This is a genomic window from Devosia sp. (genome assembly GCF_024707125.1).
GTDB lineage: Bacteria > Pseudomonadota > Alphaproteobacteria > Rhizobiales > Devosiaceae > Devosia.
Genome location: NZ_JANQAH010000007.1, coordinates 481,771 through 496,494, shown reverse-complemented (window position 1 = coordinate 496,494; position 14,724 = coordinate 481,771). Strand labels below are relative to the sequence as shown.

The window sequence follows — 14,724 nt, the reverse complement described above, 5'->3', positions numbered from 1 at the left end:
TCAGGCGGGGCTGGCGACTGCCGCTCCGCCATCTTCATCATCATCCTTGTTGGCAGCGTAGGCTGCAGACAATTCCCGATAGTAGCGGGAATTGAACGCCAGGATGGTGACGAACAGGCCCAAAAACCCGGCCACGGTGAAGACCAGGGCAATCCCGCGCGCCGGGCCGGTGCCGAACCAGGAGCCAATAGACTGGGCCCCTGCCCCATCCGTCATGAACGGAATCACCACGAACTGCGTCAGTGGCCCGATCAGGAATGCCGTCAGTGGTGACGCAGCTTGTTCGACCGATTGCGCAAAGCCGAAAACGCGGCCCTGGCGCTCGAGCGGCACCACCTTCTGCAGCGTCGTATGTTCCGCAGCCTCGGCATAGGGGCCAAGGAGCATCCAGACGAAACACCCGGCCGCCAGCAGCCAGAAGGACGATTGCACGGTGAAGACGCAGCAGACGGCCCAGGTGATGACATTGACCATCATCAGCGTGCGAAGCGGGTTCTTGCCCAGACCCAGCTTCGAAATGACGATGCCGCTGAAAATGAACGCCGTCGACAACACGCCGAAGGTCAGGCCCCAGACCTCCACCGACACCAGCGACAGGCCATAGGCATCGAGCAGCGCCATGAAGACGCCGCCGAGGAAATTGTTGAAGGTGGCGAAGAAGATAAGGGCGAAAAGTCCGGGAACGGCGGCAATGACCCGAATGGTGCCGGCCACATCGACGCGTTTTGGCTCGGACGGTACCTCGGGATCATGGGGCGCCCTGCCCTCATCGAGCGGGACGATACTGAGGTGGATGAAAACCAGCACCGTCGCGACGAGCGACATCAGCATCACACCCAGCATGCCAGTATAGGCAACGAGAAAGCCCGAAATCACCGAGGTCGTCAGGAAGCCGATGCCCGAAACCATGCCGACGAGACCATTGGCCTTGTCGCGGTCGTTCTCGGGGATGAGGATGGTCACAAGCGTCGGCAGCGCGATCGAGCGGATATTGCCGGCGATGACGCCCAGCATTACCGTGACGATGAAGAGCCAGAGATATGGGCCGTAGGGGTTCGTGAAGGCGCCCTCGGGCTCGAACAGCACCATTGCGAGGCCGGCCATGTAGCACAGCCCGGAAACGACGCTCGACCCAAGCATGGCGAGCTTTTTGGAGTTGTGGTCGACGATCGAGCCGAACCAGATACCGAAGGCAGCAGTGAAGACAAGAAAGATGCCGGCGATCATGCCGGTGGCGAAAACGGACTGGGTTTCGATGAAAACCCAAAAGGTTACGGCGAACCAGACGGTGAAATTCGTGACATTGGCCACGAGATTGTTCGCCAGAATTTGGTGAAAGGGACGCATTGCTTAGTCCTCTTGGAGATCAGGTCCTTCTGCCGGTTGGGCACTCTCCTCCCTCCCGGCCATGGCGGCAAGTCGAAACGGGCTTAGCGCGCACCTGTGACAGGTTCTGTCAGCGAAGCGCGTGACACGACGAATGGTTCACCGGCATTTCGACACGCCAAAGAAAAAGGGCCCCGGCAATGCCGGAGCCCAGTCGGGAGGAAACTCTTGTGCGTCTTAGCTGAGCGGCGCCAGCAGCGACTTGCCGTCCTTGTCGAAGAGAATGGCCTTGGCCGGTTCGGCCGCAAGCGCCAGGCTTTCGCCAACGCGCAGCGGCTGGTCGCCTTCGAGCACGGCAAGCCAGGCTGCGCCGGAGGACAGTTCAAGGTTGACGATGGTCTCGTTCCCCAGCCGTTCGACAAGGCTCACGCGGCCCACAATGGCGCCATTGTTGGCCGGAACGAGGTCATGAGGACGAATGCCCAGGGTCAGCTTGTCGCCGACCTTGACGCCCGCGGACGTCGCCGGAACGCGCAGGCTCGCCACATCCTTGCTGGAGACGGTGATCGAGTCACCATCGACGACTTCGACGGTGACCTCCACAAAGTTCATCTTCGGTGAGCCGATGAAGCCGGCGACGAAGAGATTGGTCGGGCGCTGATAGAGCTCGATCGGGCTGCCGACCTGCTGCACGACACCGGCGTCCAGAACCACGATCTTGTCGGCCAGGGTCATGGCTTCGACCTGGTCGTGGGTCACGTAAATCATCGTCGCGCCGAGGTCGGCATGGAGCTTGGCGATCTCCATGCGCGTGTCGACACGGAGTGCCGCATCAAGGTTGGACAGCGGCTCGTCGAAGAGGAAGACTTCCGGTTTGCGCACGATGGCGCGGCCGATGGCGACGCGCTGACGCTGGCCGCCGGAGAGCTGACCTGGCTTGCGATCGAGCAGGTGTTCCATCTTCAGGATGCGAGCGGCTTCCCGGATTTTCTGATCCCGGACATCCTTCGGCGTTTTGGCGAGCTTCAGGCCAAAGCCGACATTGTCGTAGACCGTCATATGCGGATAGAGCGCATAGGACTGAAACACCATGGCGATGGAGCGATCACGCGGCTCGACCGCATTGCAGAGCTTGTCGCCGATATAGAGTTCGCCGCCGGTGATGTCTTCGAGGCCCGCGATCATGCGCAGCAAGGTAGACTTGCCGCAGCCCGAGGGGCCGACGAAGACGACGAACTCGCCGTCTTCGATGGTCAGGTCCACGCCCTTGATGACCTCGACCTTGCCATAGGTCTTTTGGATATTCTTGAGTTCCAAGCCAGCCATGGGTCAGATCTCCTCGCTGAGAATTTTGGTTGCCATCGCCCTACCCCTTGACCGCGCCGGCCGTCATGCCGGCGACGATCTGCCGATTGAAGAACATGAAGACGATGAGCGGCGGGATGGTGATGAGCAGGATATTGGTGAAGAGCAGGTTGTAGGCCGTGCTGAACTGGCTCTGGAAATTGTAGAGCGTCAGCTGCACGGTCGCGTTCTGGTTGCCCGGCAGATAGTAGAGCGGGTTGGTGAAGTCGTTGAAGATGCCGACGGACTGCACCACGATATTGGTCACCGTCACCGGCCAGAGCAGCGGCAGGATGATCCGGAAGAACACATCGAGCGGACGCGCCCCGTCGATCACCGCAGCCTCATCCAGCTCGCGCGGAATGGTGGCAATGAAGGCACGGTAGAGAATGATCGAGAATGGCAGGTTGTAGGCCACCTGGATCAGGATCATGCCATGCAGCGTGCCGAACAGTTTTAGCCCTTGCAGCAGCCAGATCGTCGGCACCACCGCGGGCGGGATCATCAGGCCCGCAAGGATCAGGAACTCGATCGTGCCGTTCCACTTGGTCTTGCGACGGGCCAGCACGAAGCCAACCATAGCCGCGAGGACGATCAGCAGCGTGACACTGACCACGGTGATCAGCGAGGAATTGATGAAGGCCGTGATCATCATCCAGTTGCGGGTCTTGATCACCTCATAGAGGTTTTCAAAGAGGTGGAAGCCGTTCGGCCAGGAGAAATCGCGCAGAGCTGACTGCTGCTTGTCCTTGAAGGCCATCAGGATGATGAACAGGAACGGGATGACGAAGACCACGAAGGTGGCCGCGATGGCGGCAATACCGCCAATGATGGAGGCGCGCGACTTCTTCATTCGTGGCCCTGCTTGCGATTGAGGAACATGGTCAGCGGCACGACGAGCACGGCAATGAGGATGAAGAGCACCACATTGCCTGCGGTCGAGAGGCCATAGAAACCAGCCTGGTACTGCTTGTAGATCACCGAGGCGACGGTGTCGGACGCAAAGCCCGGGCCGCCCTTGGTCATCGCCCAGATCAGGTCGAACGTGCGCAGGCCACCGATGAAGGAGAGCGTGATTACCGTCGCGGTCGCTGGACGGCTGAGCGGCAGCGTCACATAGAAGAAGTTCTGCAGCTTGGTGGCGCCATCGATGCGGGCGGCTTCGTAATAGTCCTTGGGGATGGCGACGAGACCGGCAATGTAGATGACGGTGGCAAGCCCCACGCCCTTCCAGACGTCGACAAGGGCAACCGAGAACAGCGCCAACTTGGGATCGACGAGCCAGCCCGGCCCCTGAATGCCGATCATCGCCAGGGTCTGGTTGATCATGCCCAGGGTCGGATGCATCAGGACGGTAAAGGTCATGCCAACGCCGATGGTCGACACCAGCACCGGGAAGAAGATCACAGAACGCAGATAGCCGCGCGCCATGATCTGGCTGGTGAGCATCACGGCCAGCATCATCCCGATGACGACCTTCAGGCCCGAGGTGATCACGGCATAGATGACCGTGTTGACGAGGCCCTGGATGAGGAACGGTTCGCGGAAAAACTGAGCGAAATTGTCGAGGCCGATGAAGGTGGCATCGAAGAGCGTCCAACGCGTCAGGCTGAAATAGAGCGACGCAAAGGTCGGCGCCAGGAACAGCACGGAATAGACTACCGCAGCCGGCGCATAGAACCAGCCAGGGTAAAGGGACCTACGCTGCATTTTCAGCGCAGGAACAGCTGATGCTGTCATGGGGAACCTCGCAATGCGTTGCGGCTCCGGAGGGTTGGGCCCTCCGGAGCCTAAGCAGGGTCAGGGACGATTACCAGCCGGCAAGGCCGAGCTGCTGTGCCTGCTTGCGCACGTCTTCGTCGTAGAGAGCGGCGCCGTCAGCGGCCTGGCGGATACCCGAACCGACTTCAACGGTGATCTGCTCGAGAGCTGGGCCCTTGATCGGCGAAAGGAACTCGAGAGCCGGACCGTTATGGCCGCCTTCCTGGAAGTAGGGCAGCATGTCGGCAACGGCCGGCGGCACGTCGGCAGGCAGTTCGCAACCGGCGATCATGTAGGGACCGGTGGCGCCCACGGCTTCGTTGCGGATGTCGCAGCCTTCGGGCGAACCGATGAAGCCGACGAAGTCCTTGGCCAGATCCGGAGCAGCCGTGGTCTTGGCGATATAAACCGAGTCCGGCATCCACGTGGTCAGGCCATTGGTTGCGGCATCATCACCCGGCTGGGCGAAGAAGCCGACGTCCTGCAGATGGTCCGGCACGGTTTCAGCGATAGCGCCGATACCGAAGGTCAGCATCGGGTAGTGAGCGCCTTCGCCGGTCGCAACCATGCGGATGCCATCGGGATAGGTCGCAGCGCCGAAGTCGGCATTGAGGAAGCCAGCTTCGTAGACTTCCTGCAGCTTTTCGAAGCCACGAACCGCAGCCGGCGTGGTGGCGAACTTGGCCTCGCCCGCGGTGAACTTCTCGGCAAAATCCGGCACTTCCGTGAGGACGTTGTAGAAGTCGGCCAGGACGAACAGCTGGGAGGTCCAGGTTTCGCCATAGGTCTGGATCACGGCAGTCTTGCCGGCAGCCTTGATCTTTTCGTTGTTGGCCATGAACTCGTCCCAGGTCTTGGGAATTTCGAGGCCAAGTTCTTCATAGATCGGCTTGTTGTAGAAGATGCCGCCGCCCATGGCCGGAGCGAAGGGCGTGCCATAGACTTCGCCGCCAGCCGAAACGACCGACTTGAAGCTGTCCTGAATGCCAGCCTGCCACGGTTCATTGGTAACCGGGAGGAGGTTCTGGACCGGGTTGATCGCCTGGAACAGCGAACCCGAATTGTAGAAGAACACGTCGGCCATGGCGCCAGTCGCGAGACGGGTCTTGACGATGTTGTCGCCTTCACCGCCACCGGGGCGCACTTCGATGTCGATGGTGACGTCAGGGTTCTTCGCGGTATAGGCGGCCACCCATGCTTCAGCGACGGCGACCGACTGCGGGCCGTTGTCGATGAGGAACGACAGGTAGCCCGACTGCTGGGCGTTGACGGCATTGGCCGTCATCATCAGGCCGAGCAGGCTGGCGCCGGTCAGGGCGAAAAGTTTGGTCTTGGTCATAGTCTACCTCCCTGGGAGGCCCGCATTTTGCGGGCCCTGGTTAAGTCGAGATACGCGCCTTACGGCGTGTTGGCGTTCACCAGCGACTTCTGGCGCTCCTCGCGCTTCGGTGCTGTGTAGTTGAAGGTCACGACGTGCTTGCCGGCCGAGAGGGCTGTGTCCTGACCTGCAGTGAAGGGCTGGCCGTCGAGCTTGGCGTCGCGATAGGTGGAAGCGAGGCGCAGAACGCCACGGCTTGCCGCCGGCACTTCGATTTCGTAGCGGACGGCTTCACCGGTGATGGTCCACTCGGCGCGGATCTTGCCGGCCGGGCTGTCGTGATCGGCCTTGACCGGCGACAGTTCGGGCAGGATCAGCGGTTCAAAGATCACGGTCTTGAACGCCGGGTCCTTCTCGTCCGGCCGGAAGCCGGCAACCCCTTCCAGCAGCCATTGGCAAACAGCGCCGTAGGCATAGTGGTTGTAGGAGTTCATCTGCGGATTGTAGATCGAGCCGTCGGCCTGGATCGCATCCCAGCGTTCCCAGATCGTCGTCGCGCCCATCTTTACCTGATAGAGCCAGCCCGGGACTTCTTCCTGCAGGAAGACTGCGCTGGCGAGGCCCCATTCACCGATCTTGATCAACGCCGGCAGCAGTGCCGGGGTGCCGATGAAGCCGGTGCCGATACGGCCTTCGGCACGAGCGATGGTGTTCTTGAAGTAGCCCTTGGCGGCTTCGTACTTGTCGGCCGGGATCAGGTCGTGAACGATGGCCAGCGCATAGGAAGTCTGGTCGTCATAGGCCAGACGGCCGGAGACGGTGATGAACTCGCTCTGGAAGGCGGTCTTCACGTCGGCTGCCATCTTGCCAAGGCGCTGGGCTGTCGCGGCGTCACCGACGATACCGGCAATGTCGGCCACCTGCTTGGCGGCGATATAGAGGTAGATCGTCGCGGCAGCATCGTCGCCAATGGTCGGCAGCGGCTTGGCGCTCGGACCCTTGGGCTGCAGCCAATCGCCGAACGAGAAGCCACGGGCACCCCATTCGCGCGGCGGCGAAACGATCGGGCCGTCGCTAATCGACCAGACGAAGTCGACCCATTTGACCATGTTGGGCAGCACTTCCTTGAGGAAGTCCTTGTCGCCGTAGTGCAGATAAACCTGCCACGGCACCTGGTAGATGGCATCGCCCCAGCCGGTCGAGCCGTAAAAGCCCGGATAGTGTTCCGGCTGCATGCGGGTCGGATCGGGGCAAACGTGCGGAACAGCGCCGTCTTCGCGCTGGTCGACCATCAGGTCGCGCACCCACTTGTGGAAGAAGCCCTGCACTTCGCCGAGATATGCAGCGGTGCCGGCAAAAACCTGCGCGTCGCCGGTCCAGCCCAGACGCTCGTCGCGCTGCGGGCAGTCGGTCGGCACTTCGATGAAGTTGCCGCGTTGGCTCCAGAGCGTGTTGAGGAACAGACGGTTCACCAGCTGGTTGCCCGAGGTGAAGGTCGCCTTCTGCTCGGTCACCGAGCTGATCGGGATCGACTTGATGTCGACAAGCTTGGCGTCGCCTTCAATGGCAACGCGTGCATAGCGGAAGCCCTGGAAGGTGAAGTGCGGACGGTAGGTCTCGGTCCCCTGCCCGCTGAGGACATAGGTGATCGTCGCTTCCGCCGTGCGGTAATTGACGTTGTAGAAATTGCCGTCCTTGTCGAGGACTTCGGCGTGCTCGACGGTCACCTTGGCGCCGGCGGAACCGGAAACCGAGATGGCGACGTAGCCACCAACGTTCTGGGCGAAATCGAAAACCGTACGGCCCTCGGCGTCGGTCCAGGTCTTGACCGCGGTCAGCGCGTCAAGCTCACGCACCGGCGTCGTTTCGTGGGCGACGAGGCGGGCGTGGTCGAATTCAATCGCAGCGGTCGCACCCGAAACGGTCGGTGCAATGCGGGCGTCAAAAGTTTCGCCGAAATAGATGCCCGACTTGCGGATTGGCAGTTCGCCGCTTTCCCACGAAGCATCGGTCACGAGGATCGGATCGGCGTCCCCTGCCCGGCCGCGCAGTTCCACCAGCGCGGCGATCTCGCTGCCCCAGGTGTTGTAGATTGGGAATTTGCCCCACATCAGCTGCGAGCGCAGCCAGCCGTCGCCCAGCCAGATCTCGATGCGGTTTTCACCGGCAACGAGCAGCGAGCCCACGTCATAGGTCTGGTAGCTCAGGCGCGCATCATAGGCCGTCCAGCCCGGCGTCAGCACATCGTTGCCGACGCGCTTGCCGTTGATGAAGGCGACGTAGAGGCCGAGGGCCGTAATGTCGAGGATTTCAGCGCCGGAAACGCTGTCGAGATTGAAGGTCTTCGCAACGAAGGTTGCCGGAGTGCCGACACCCTTGTCAGCGAGCGGACGAACCATCTTGGCAGTCCAAGCGCGTGTGGAAGCTCGTGAGCTGGAAGCCAGCTCTGCCGCGGTTTCATTCAGCACGTGGTAGTCTCCTCAGGCCGCTTGGTGCGGCTGTAAACTGTTCTACGTGTAGCGTTCTACATTTTTGCGATCTTCGCAATAGGCTTTTTTTAGAATAGGTGCGAAGACTGAGGCGGAGGACGTGATGACCAAGAAAGCCCCGGCGAGAACGCCGCGCATTACAATTCGCGAAGTTGCCAGCGATGCCGGGGTGTCGGTTGCAGCTGTTTCCAAAGTGCTGCGAGACGCTTACGGCGTCAGCGACGCCCTGCGCGCCAAGGTCCAGGCGTCGATGGACAAGCTCAACTATCGCCCCCTGGCGTCGGCCCGAGGTCTTCGTGGTCGCACCTATACGCTCGGGCTTGTTTTCCCCGACCTGCGCAACCCATTCTTCGCCGACATCTTTGCTGGCGTGAACTCGGCTCTAGAGCGTACCCGATACCAAGCCATGCAAGGGGTTAGCGTCTCGGCCTCATCGCTCGTCGAGGCCATGATCGACCGTCAGATGGATGGCCTCGTCCTCATCGGACCCAACGAGACCAATGAGCGACTGAACGATATCGCCGACCGTGTCCCGCTTGTGGCGATCGGCCACCACGACCTCACCGACGCGCGCTTCGACACGGTCAACAACGACGATCAGCTGGGTGGCCGCCTCGCCGTCCGCCATCTCTGCCAGAACGGCCACAAGAAGATCGCCATGCTCAGTCTCGCGGCGCCGGTTTCGACGGTGATCAATCAGCGCGAGCTCGGGTATCGACTGGAGATGACCGAGCAAGGCCTCGGCGGCTCGATCAACATTGTTCGCGCGCCCCAGGTGCTTCGCGAAGTCCAACTGATCCTCCGTCGCCTTCTCGAAGGCAAGGATCGGCCGGACGCCATTTTCTGCTGGACCGACCTCATGGCCTTCGAAGCCATCAGCGTTGCGGTCGAACTAGGCCTCTCAATCCCCGAAGATGTTGCCATTGTCGGCTATGACAACACCGTCTTTTGCGAATTCTCGCAAAACCGTCTCACCAGCATCGACCAGTCCGGCGAAGTGCTAGGTTTACAAGCAACTCGCCTGCTCATTGAGCGCATTGATGGCCGTTCTCATTCCGAACACTTCGTGGTTACCCCGCGTGTGGTGGCGCGGGCCAGCTCCGCAAAGGCCGGCTAAGGCGCTGCATCCAGCCGAAAACGGGCAAGACCGTTGACACGCAAGGGCTTTGCGCTATGGTCCGCGCCGCAAGGTTTGCCGGATTGCCTGTTTTTTCTCTTGCGTCTTCTCTGCCCGGCGACGGGCCCGCGCAGAAAAACAAGTACCCGACGCTCCATTCGACATTGGGTCTAGGGCCACAGCCCCAAAGCACGGGCCTTGCACATGATTTCCGCGGTGCGCCGTACCGAACATTTCGGTTCGCTCAGCCACCCGGACGACCCACGAGTGGAATCTCTGACGTTGACCGACGATTTTTCTGGCCTTGGCCTTTCGAGCAAAGTTACCGACGCTGTTGCAGCGGCCGGCTACACGCGACCCACTGAAATCCAGTCGCAAGCCATTCCGCACCTTCTGCAGAAGAAGGACCTGATCGGCATCGCTCAGACCGGCACCGGCAAGACGGCATCCTTCGTGCTGCCCATGCTCACCCTGCTTGAGGCCGGCCGCGCCCGTGCCCGCATGCCGCGCACGCTCATTCTCGAACCGACGCGCGAACTCGCTGCCCAGGTTTCCGAGAACTTTGAAAAATACGGCAAAAACCATCGCCTCTCGATGGCGCTGATCATCGGCGGCGTGTCCTTCGAGGACCAGAACAAGAAGCTCGATCGCGGCGTCGACGTGCTGATCGCCACGCCTGGCCGTCTCCTTGACCAGTTCGATCGCGGCAAGATCCTGCTTACTGGCGTTGAAATTCTCGTCATCGACGAAGCCGACCGCATGCTCGACATGGGTTTCATCGACGACATCGAAAAAATCTGCTCGCGCCTGCCGCCGCGCCGCCAGACCATGCTGTTCTCGGCGACCATGGACCCGCAGATCGAGCGCTTGACCAAGCGTTTCCTCAAGGATCCGGTGCATGTGCAGGTCTCCCGCACAGCGTCCACGGCCGACACGATCGACCAGAAACTGGTGAAAGTCTCGTCGCGACCGGACCAGAAGCGCGCCATGCTGCGCGCCCGCGTCGATGCCGCCGAAGGTCTGACCAACGCGATCATCTTCTGCAACCGCAAGCGCGACGTGGCGACCCTCGCCCGCTCGCTGGAGCGCCACGGCTATAGCGCCGGTGCGCTCCATGGCGACATGGACCAGAAGAGCCGCATGGAAACGCTGGACGCATTCAAGTCCGGCAATCTCACCCTGCTCGTCGCCAGCGACGTCGCTGCCCGCGGCCTCGATATTCCGGCCGTGAGCCATGTGTTCAATTTTGACGTGCCCGTTCACGCCGAAGACTACGTGCACCGCATTGGCCGCACCGGCCGCGCCGGACGTTCGGGCACTGCCTATACTTTCGTTGGCCCGGGCGACGAGAAGCATCTCGATGCCATTCTCAAGTTGATCCAGAAGCCGATCGACTGGCTCGACGTGGCGCCTGTTGCCTCAAGCCAGAATGAAGACGAGGAAGCGCCGGCACGGCCCTCCCGCACGTCTTCGCGGCGGAAGGCTTCGACACGCCCGAGCGAGCCGCAAACTGTTGAGGCTGCCCCACAAAAGGCTCCAGCCCGCAACTCCAGGCGCAAGGCCAAGGACACCCCGGCGCCGGTTTCGGATATCGTGCCTGATTCGCCATTTGGCGACGCTGGACCTATTCCGGCCTTCTTGCTTCGGCCGACACGTACTGCCGAACAGGAATCTGAGTAAAATACTGCCAGTTTATGAAAAATTGTCGGTCGACACAGAGTGTTGCCTGCCGTTATGACTTGTAAATGACTTCAAAGTAAAACTGCATTTGCCGGTGGTCGGCGCAACGGGTCGCGGGGAAGGCTGTGTCGGATCACGAGTTCAAGCGAGCGCTCGGCTATGCCAATTCGGCGCTCGACCTCCTCAAGAAAAGCAGCATCCCGCCCTACCCGCAGTTCTATGAGCTGCTGTACACCTATGCGACTGGCGTCAATCCGACGTTGAACCATCGGATCAACGCCATTTTCGCGTCGGGCGAGTCGCCCTCGGCGAGCCTGGCCGAAACGCTCTACAACGAATTCCTGAAATCCGACGTCAACGACCGCATGTCGACCGTCTCCGAGCGCATGCAGGCGCGCATCGAGGCGGTGCATTCGGCCATCGACCACGCCATGACGACGGCCAATGCCTATTCCGGTTCGCTGCAGTCGGCACAGGGCGATCTCGAACGCGAAATCGGTCCGGAGGCGCTGAGCGTCCTGGCCGCACGCCTGCTGGCCGAAACGCGCCGCATGCAGGACACCAACCGCATGCTCGAGCAGAAGCTCGAGGCCTCGCGCGATGACATTGCTGCCCTGCAGCGTGACCTCGACGACGTTCGCCGCGAGTCGCTGCTCGATCCGCTGACCAAGATTGCCAACCGCAAGAGCTTTGACGAGGGGCTCCGTTCCGCCATTGCCGAGGCGCGCCAGACCGGCAATCCGCTTTGCCTCATCTTGATGGATATCGACCACTTCAAGAGCTTTAACGACACCTACGGCCACCAGACCGGTGACCAGGTGCTGCGGCTTGTGGCCATGACCATCAAGTCCAATATCAAGGGGCGCGATCTGGCAGCCCGCTATGGCGGCGAGGAATTCGTCGCCATCCTGCCCAATACCGATCTCAAGGGCGCGACCATCGTCGCCGAGAACGTGCGCCAGGCCATCCATGGCAAGGAATTGCTGAAGCGTTCCACCAATGAGAAGCTCGGCCGCATCACGGCTTCCTTCGGCATCGCGGCTTTCCACCCGGCCGACACGGCCGGCTCGCTCATCGAGCGCGCTGACCGCTGCCTCTATGCGGCAAAGCACGCCGGCCGCAATCGCGTCCTGACCGAAGAAAGCCTCGCCGAAATCAGCGAGACCCGCGGCGGCGTCACCGCCGCCTGATCCGACCGCTCAGGCGGTCGGAACCAGCTCGACGCCAAGCGAAGCCAGCATCTCCCAATAGTCCGGATAGGTCTTGCCGGTGCAGGCCGGATCAAGAATCGTCACGCCGCCAACGCGCAGCGCCGCTAGTGCAAAGCTCATGGCAATGCGGTGATCGTGATAGGTCTCGATGCGCGAGGTGACATTGCGCTGCGATGCTTCGAGTAGAGCCGGATCGGACGCAACCAGAAGGTCGTCGCCCTCTTCCTTCGCAAGACCCGGCCGGATGCGGTTCAATTCATTGGCGACAGCACGAATGCGGTCCGTTTCCTTGACGCGCAGGTTGGCAATGCCAACGAAACGCACCGGCTGATTGTTAAAGACCGCGACCACGGCCATGGTCGGCACTGCGTCCTGCATCTGCGAGCCGTCGATAACGGCAGGCATATTGGGGAACTGCGCGATAACCGCCTGCGCCGACGCGTCCGGCTGGGTGAAAGCATCGGCCGCCACCCCAAGGTCGATCTTGCCGCCAGTCAGCGCCTCGATGCCCCAGAGATAGGTTGCTGCGGAAGCGTCAGGCTCGACGTGGAAGTCGGTCGCGACATAGCCGGTCGGCTGCACTTGCCAGGTGCCCGGCGAAGTCTCTTCAACCTGGGCACCGAATGAACGCATTGCCGCCAGCGTCAGATCGACATAGCCGCGGGCACCAATGTCCTTGCCAGCCAGCGCGACCTCGATCGGCCCATCGCCAAACGGTGCAGCCATCAGGAGCGCTGAAACATACTGGCTGGAGAGCGAAGCATCGATCTCCACCCTCCCCTTCCCGAAGCGGCCGGTGCCGCGAATGGTCACTGGCGGGCAACCCGTCGGCGCTTCCGCATCGATTCCGAGCGAGCGCAGTGCATCCACCAGCGCCTTGATCGGGCGCAGGCGCATATCCTCGTCGCCATCGACCACCACAGTGCCATCTATGGTCGCGACTGCGGCTGTAAGGAAGCGCGTTGCCGTGCCGGCATTGCCGAGAAAGAGCGGCGCGTCTGGAGCCGTCAGCTTGCCGCTGCTTGTCACCAAAAAGCTCGTCGCATCAGGTTCTTCGACAGTGACGCCCATCTGGCGCAGGGCCTGCGCCATCAGCACGGTGTCCTTGCTCTTGAGCGCACCGGTCAGTCGGCTTGTGCCCTTGGCCAAAGCGGCCAGCAGTAAAGCGCGATTGGTAATGGATTTACTGCCGGGGGGCGAAACGCGACCCGAAAGCGGACGACCAGGAGGGATGATGGTGTAGGCAGGCGGGAGCGTTTTCGGCATGATGCCGTGGTGTTAGGACAAAGCGTTCCCTGACGCAATCACTGACATAAGGTCAGGCGGTAGCGCGCGCCTCGGCGATCGCTTTCAGGTCCGCGGCCTTGAGCGTAACGCTCTCGCCGCAGCCGCAAGCGCCGGTCTGGTTCGGGTTCTTGAAGGTGAAGCCCGAGCTCATCTTGCTCTGTTCAAAATCCATGACTGTGCCGAGCAGGTACATGGTCGCCTTGGGATCGACCCAGACATCGACGCCGCGATCAGTGACGTGGTCGTCGCCCTTCAGCGGCTCGCTGACATAGTCCATTGTATAGGCGACACCGGCACAGCCGGCATTCTTGATGCCGACGCGCAGGCCGATGACCGGCTTGTCGGAATCTTCCATGATTTCCTTGATGCGTTCGGCTGCCGCATCGGACAGCGACATGATCTTGAAGGCCATGGGTCGTTCCTAAAAGTTCTTCCAGACACCGCGGGTCACGAGTTCGACCACAAGACGATCCGGATCTCGGAAATAGAGGCTGCGGCCGCCACTCGGCCAAACAACCTCGCTCTCTAACTCTATATGTAAGCCCTGAAGGAAGGTTTTCCAATCTTCATAGGCTTCCAACTCAATGCCGAAGGCGAAATGCTGTTCCCCGCCACCGTCATGGGGCGGAATGAAACCGCCGCCGAGCGGAATCGGCTTCAACGTCGCGCCCTGCTTGAAGAGGAGCAGCACTTGCCCCTCCTTCACCACCAGAGGCTGGATGCGCTCGTCGCCGCCCATGGGCTCGAAACCAAAGATCCGGACATAAAAGTCGCGGCTCCGCTTGACGTCCGTGACGTAAAGCGCGGTTTCGACCAGCCCCTGAAGCGGCGGCCGGTTCATCTCACCACCAGTTGAGCGCAACCTGGGCTTCTTCGCTCATGCGCGAAGCGTCCCAAGGCGGATCAAACACCATGTTGACCTTGACGTCCTGGATGCCCTCAACGCCGCGGGCGGCATTCTCGACCCAGGCCGGCATTTCGCCGGCGACCGGGCAACCCGGCGCGGTCAGCGTCATGTCAATGGTCAGGTTGCGGTCATCGTCGAGGTCGACCTTGTAGATCAGGCCAAGCTCATAGATGTCCACGGGGATTTCCGGATCATAGACGGTCTTTAGCGCGCCAATCAGGTCGGAGGTGATGCGCTCCACTTCGCCATCGCCCAGGCTCTCGGGCATGGTCGGCTGGATGCGC

Annotated in this window: 13 protein-coding genes; 3 read left to right on the top strand and 10 right to left on the bottom strand. The window is 61.4% G+C overall.

What is annotated here, in order from left to right; all coding sequences use genetic code 11:
* The 6 genes from NVV77_RS07675 to NVV77_RS07650 form a co-directional block, all read right to left on the bottom strand.
* On the bottom strand, positions 1-1,347 hold the full coding sequence (locus NVV77_RS07675) for an MFS transporter (RefSeq protein WP_295411863.1): 1,347 nt from the start codon (positions 1,345-1,347) through the stop codon (positions 1-3).
* A 216-nt stretch (positions 1,348-1,563) separates the two neighbouring features.
* Positions 1,564-2,652 (bottom strand): ABC transporter ATP-binding protein, encoded by a 1,089-nt coding sequence (locus NVV77_RS07670; RefSeq protein ID WP_295411862.1) that lies wholly within the window; start codon positions 2,650-2,652, stop codon positions 1,564-1,566.
* Between the two features lie 40 nt (positions 2,653-2,692).
* Complete coding sequence (locus NVV77_RS07665; RefSeq protein ID WP_295411861.1) at positions 2,693-3,523, bottom strand: carbohydrate ABC transporter permease; 831 nt, start codon at positions 3,521-3,523, stop codon at positions 2,693-2,695.
* Positions 3,520-4,410 carry a carbohydrate ABC transporter permease gene (locus tag NVV77_RS07660; protein WP_295411860.1) on the bottom strand — a complete coding sequence of 297 codons (891 nt, stop codon included), beginning with the start codon at positions 4,408-4,410 and terminating at the stop codon, positions 3,520-3,522. The genes NVV77_RS07665 and NVV77_RS07660 overlap by 4 nt, the downstream gene beginning before the upstream one ends.
* A 70-nt stretch (positions 4,411-4,480) precedes the next feature.
* A complete protein-coding gene (locus tag NVV77_RS07655) occupies positions 4,481-5,770 on the bottom strand; it encodes an extracellular solute-binding protein (RefSeq protein WP_295411859.1) in 1,290 nt (429 codons plus the stop codon).
* A 59-nt stretch (positions 5,771-5,829) separates the two neighbouring features.
* On the bottom strand, positions 5,830-8,148 hold the full coding sequence (locus tag NVV77_RS07650; protein WP_295411858.1) for an alpha-L-rhamnosidase: 2,319 nt from the start codon (positions 8,146-8,148) through the stop codon (positions 5,830-5,832).
* 193 nt (positions 8,149-8,341) lie between these two features.
* On the opposite strand from NVV77_RS07650, the gene NVV77_RS07645 reads away from it, so the two are divergent.
* From NVV77_RS07645 to NVV77_RS07635, 3 genes are all read left to right on the top strand, one after another.
* Positions 8,342-9,355, top strand: coding sequence for a LacI family DNA-binding transcriptional regulator (locus tag NVV77_RS07645; RefSeq protein ID WP_295411857.1), 1,014 nt, complete (start codon positions 8,342-8,344; stop codon positions 9,353-9,355).
* A 267-nt stretch (positions 9,356-9,622) separates the two neighbouring features.
* Positions 9,623-11,035 (top strand): DEAD/DEAH box helicase, encoded by a 1,413-nt coding sequence (locus NVV77_RS07640; RefSeq protein WP_295411856.1) that lies wholly within the window; start codon positions 9,623-9,625, stop codon positions 11,033-11,035.
* Between the two features lie 125 nt (positions 11,036-11,160).
* Entirely contained in the window at positions 11,161-12,225 is a 1,065-nt protein-coding gene (locus NVV77_RS07635) for a GGDEF domain-containing protein (protein ID WP_295411855.1), read from the top strand.
* 9 nt (positions 12,226-12,234) lie between these two features.
* Here NVV77_RS07635 and aroA read toward each other — a convergent pair whose 3' ends face one another.
* The 4 genes from aroA to NVV77_RS07615 are packed head-to-tail and all read right to left on the bottom strand — an operon-like array spanning position 12,235 to position 14,708.
* Entirely contained in the window at positions 12,235-13,512 is a 1,278-nt protein-coding gene (gene aroA / locus NVV77_RS07630) for a 3-phosphoshikimate 1-carboxyvinyltransferase (protein ID WP_295411854.1), read from the bottom strand.
* 52 nt (positions 13,513-13,564) lie between these two features.
* Positions 13,565-13,945 (bottom strand): iron-sulfur cluster assembly accessory protein, encoded by a 381-nt coding sequence (locus NVV77_RS07625; RefSeq protein ID WP_291417662.1) that lies wholly within the window; start codon positions 13,943-13,945, stop codon positions 13,565-13,567.
* Positions 13,946-13,954: 9 nt separating this feature from the next.
* Entirely contained in the window at positions 13,955-14,374 is a 420-nt protein-coding gene (locus NVV77_RS07620) for a VOC family protein (protein WP_295411853.1), read from the bottom strand.
* A 1-nt stretch (position 14,375) separates the two neighbouring features.
* Positions 14,376-14,708 carry an SUF system Fe-S cluster assembly protein gene (locus NVV77_RS07615; RefSeq protein ID WP_291406135.1) on the bottom strand — a complete coding sequence of 111 codons (333 nt, stop codon included), beginning with the start codon at positions 14,706-14,708 and terminating at the stop codon, positions 14,376-14,378.
* Positions 14,709-14,724 lie beyond the last annotated feature (16 nt).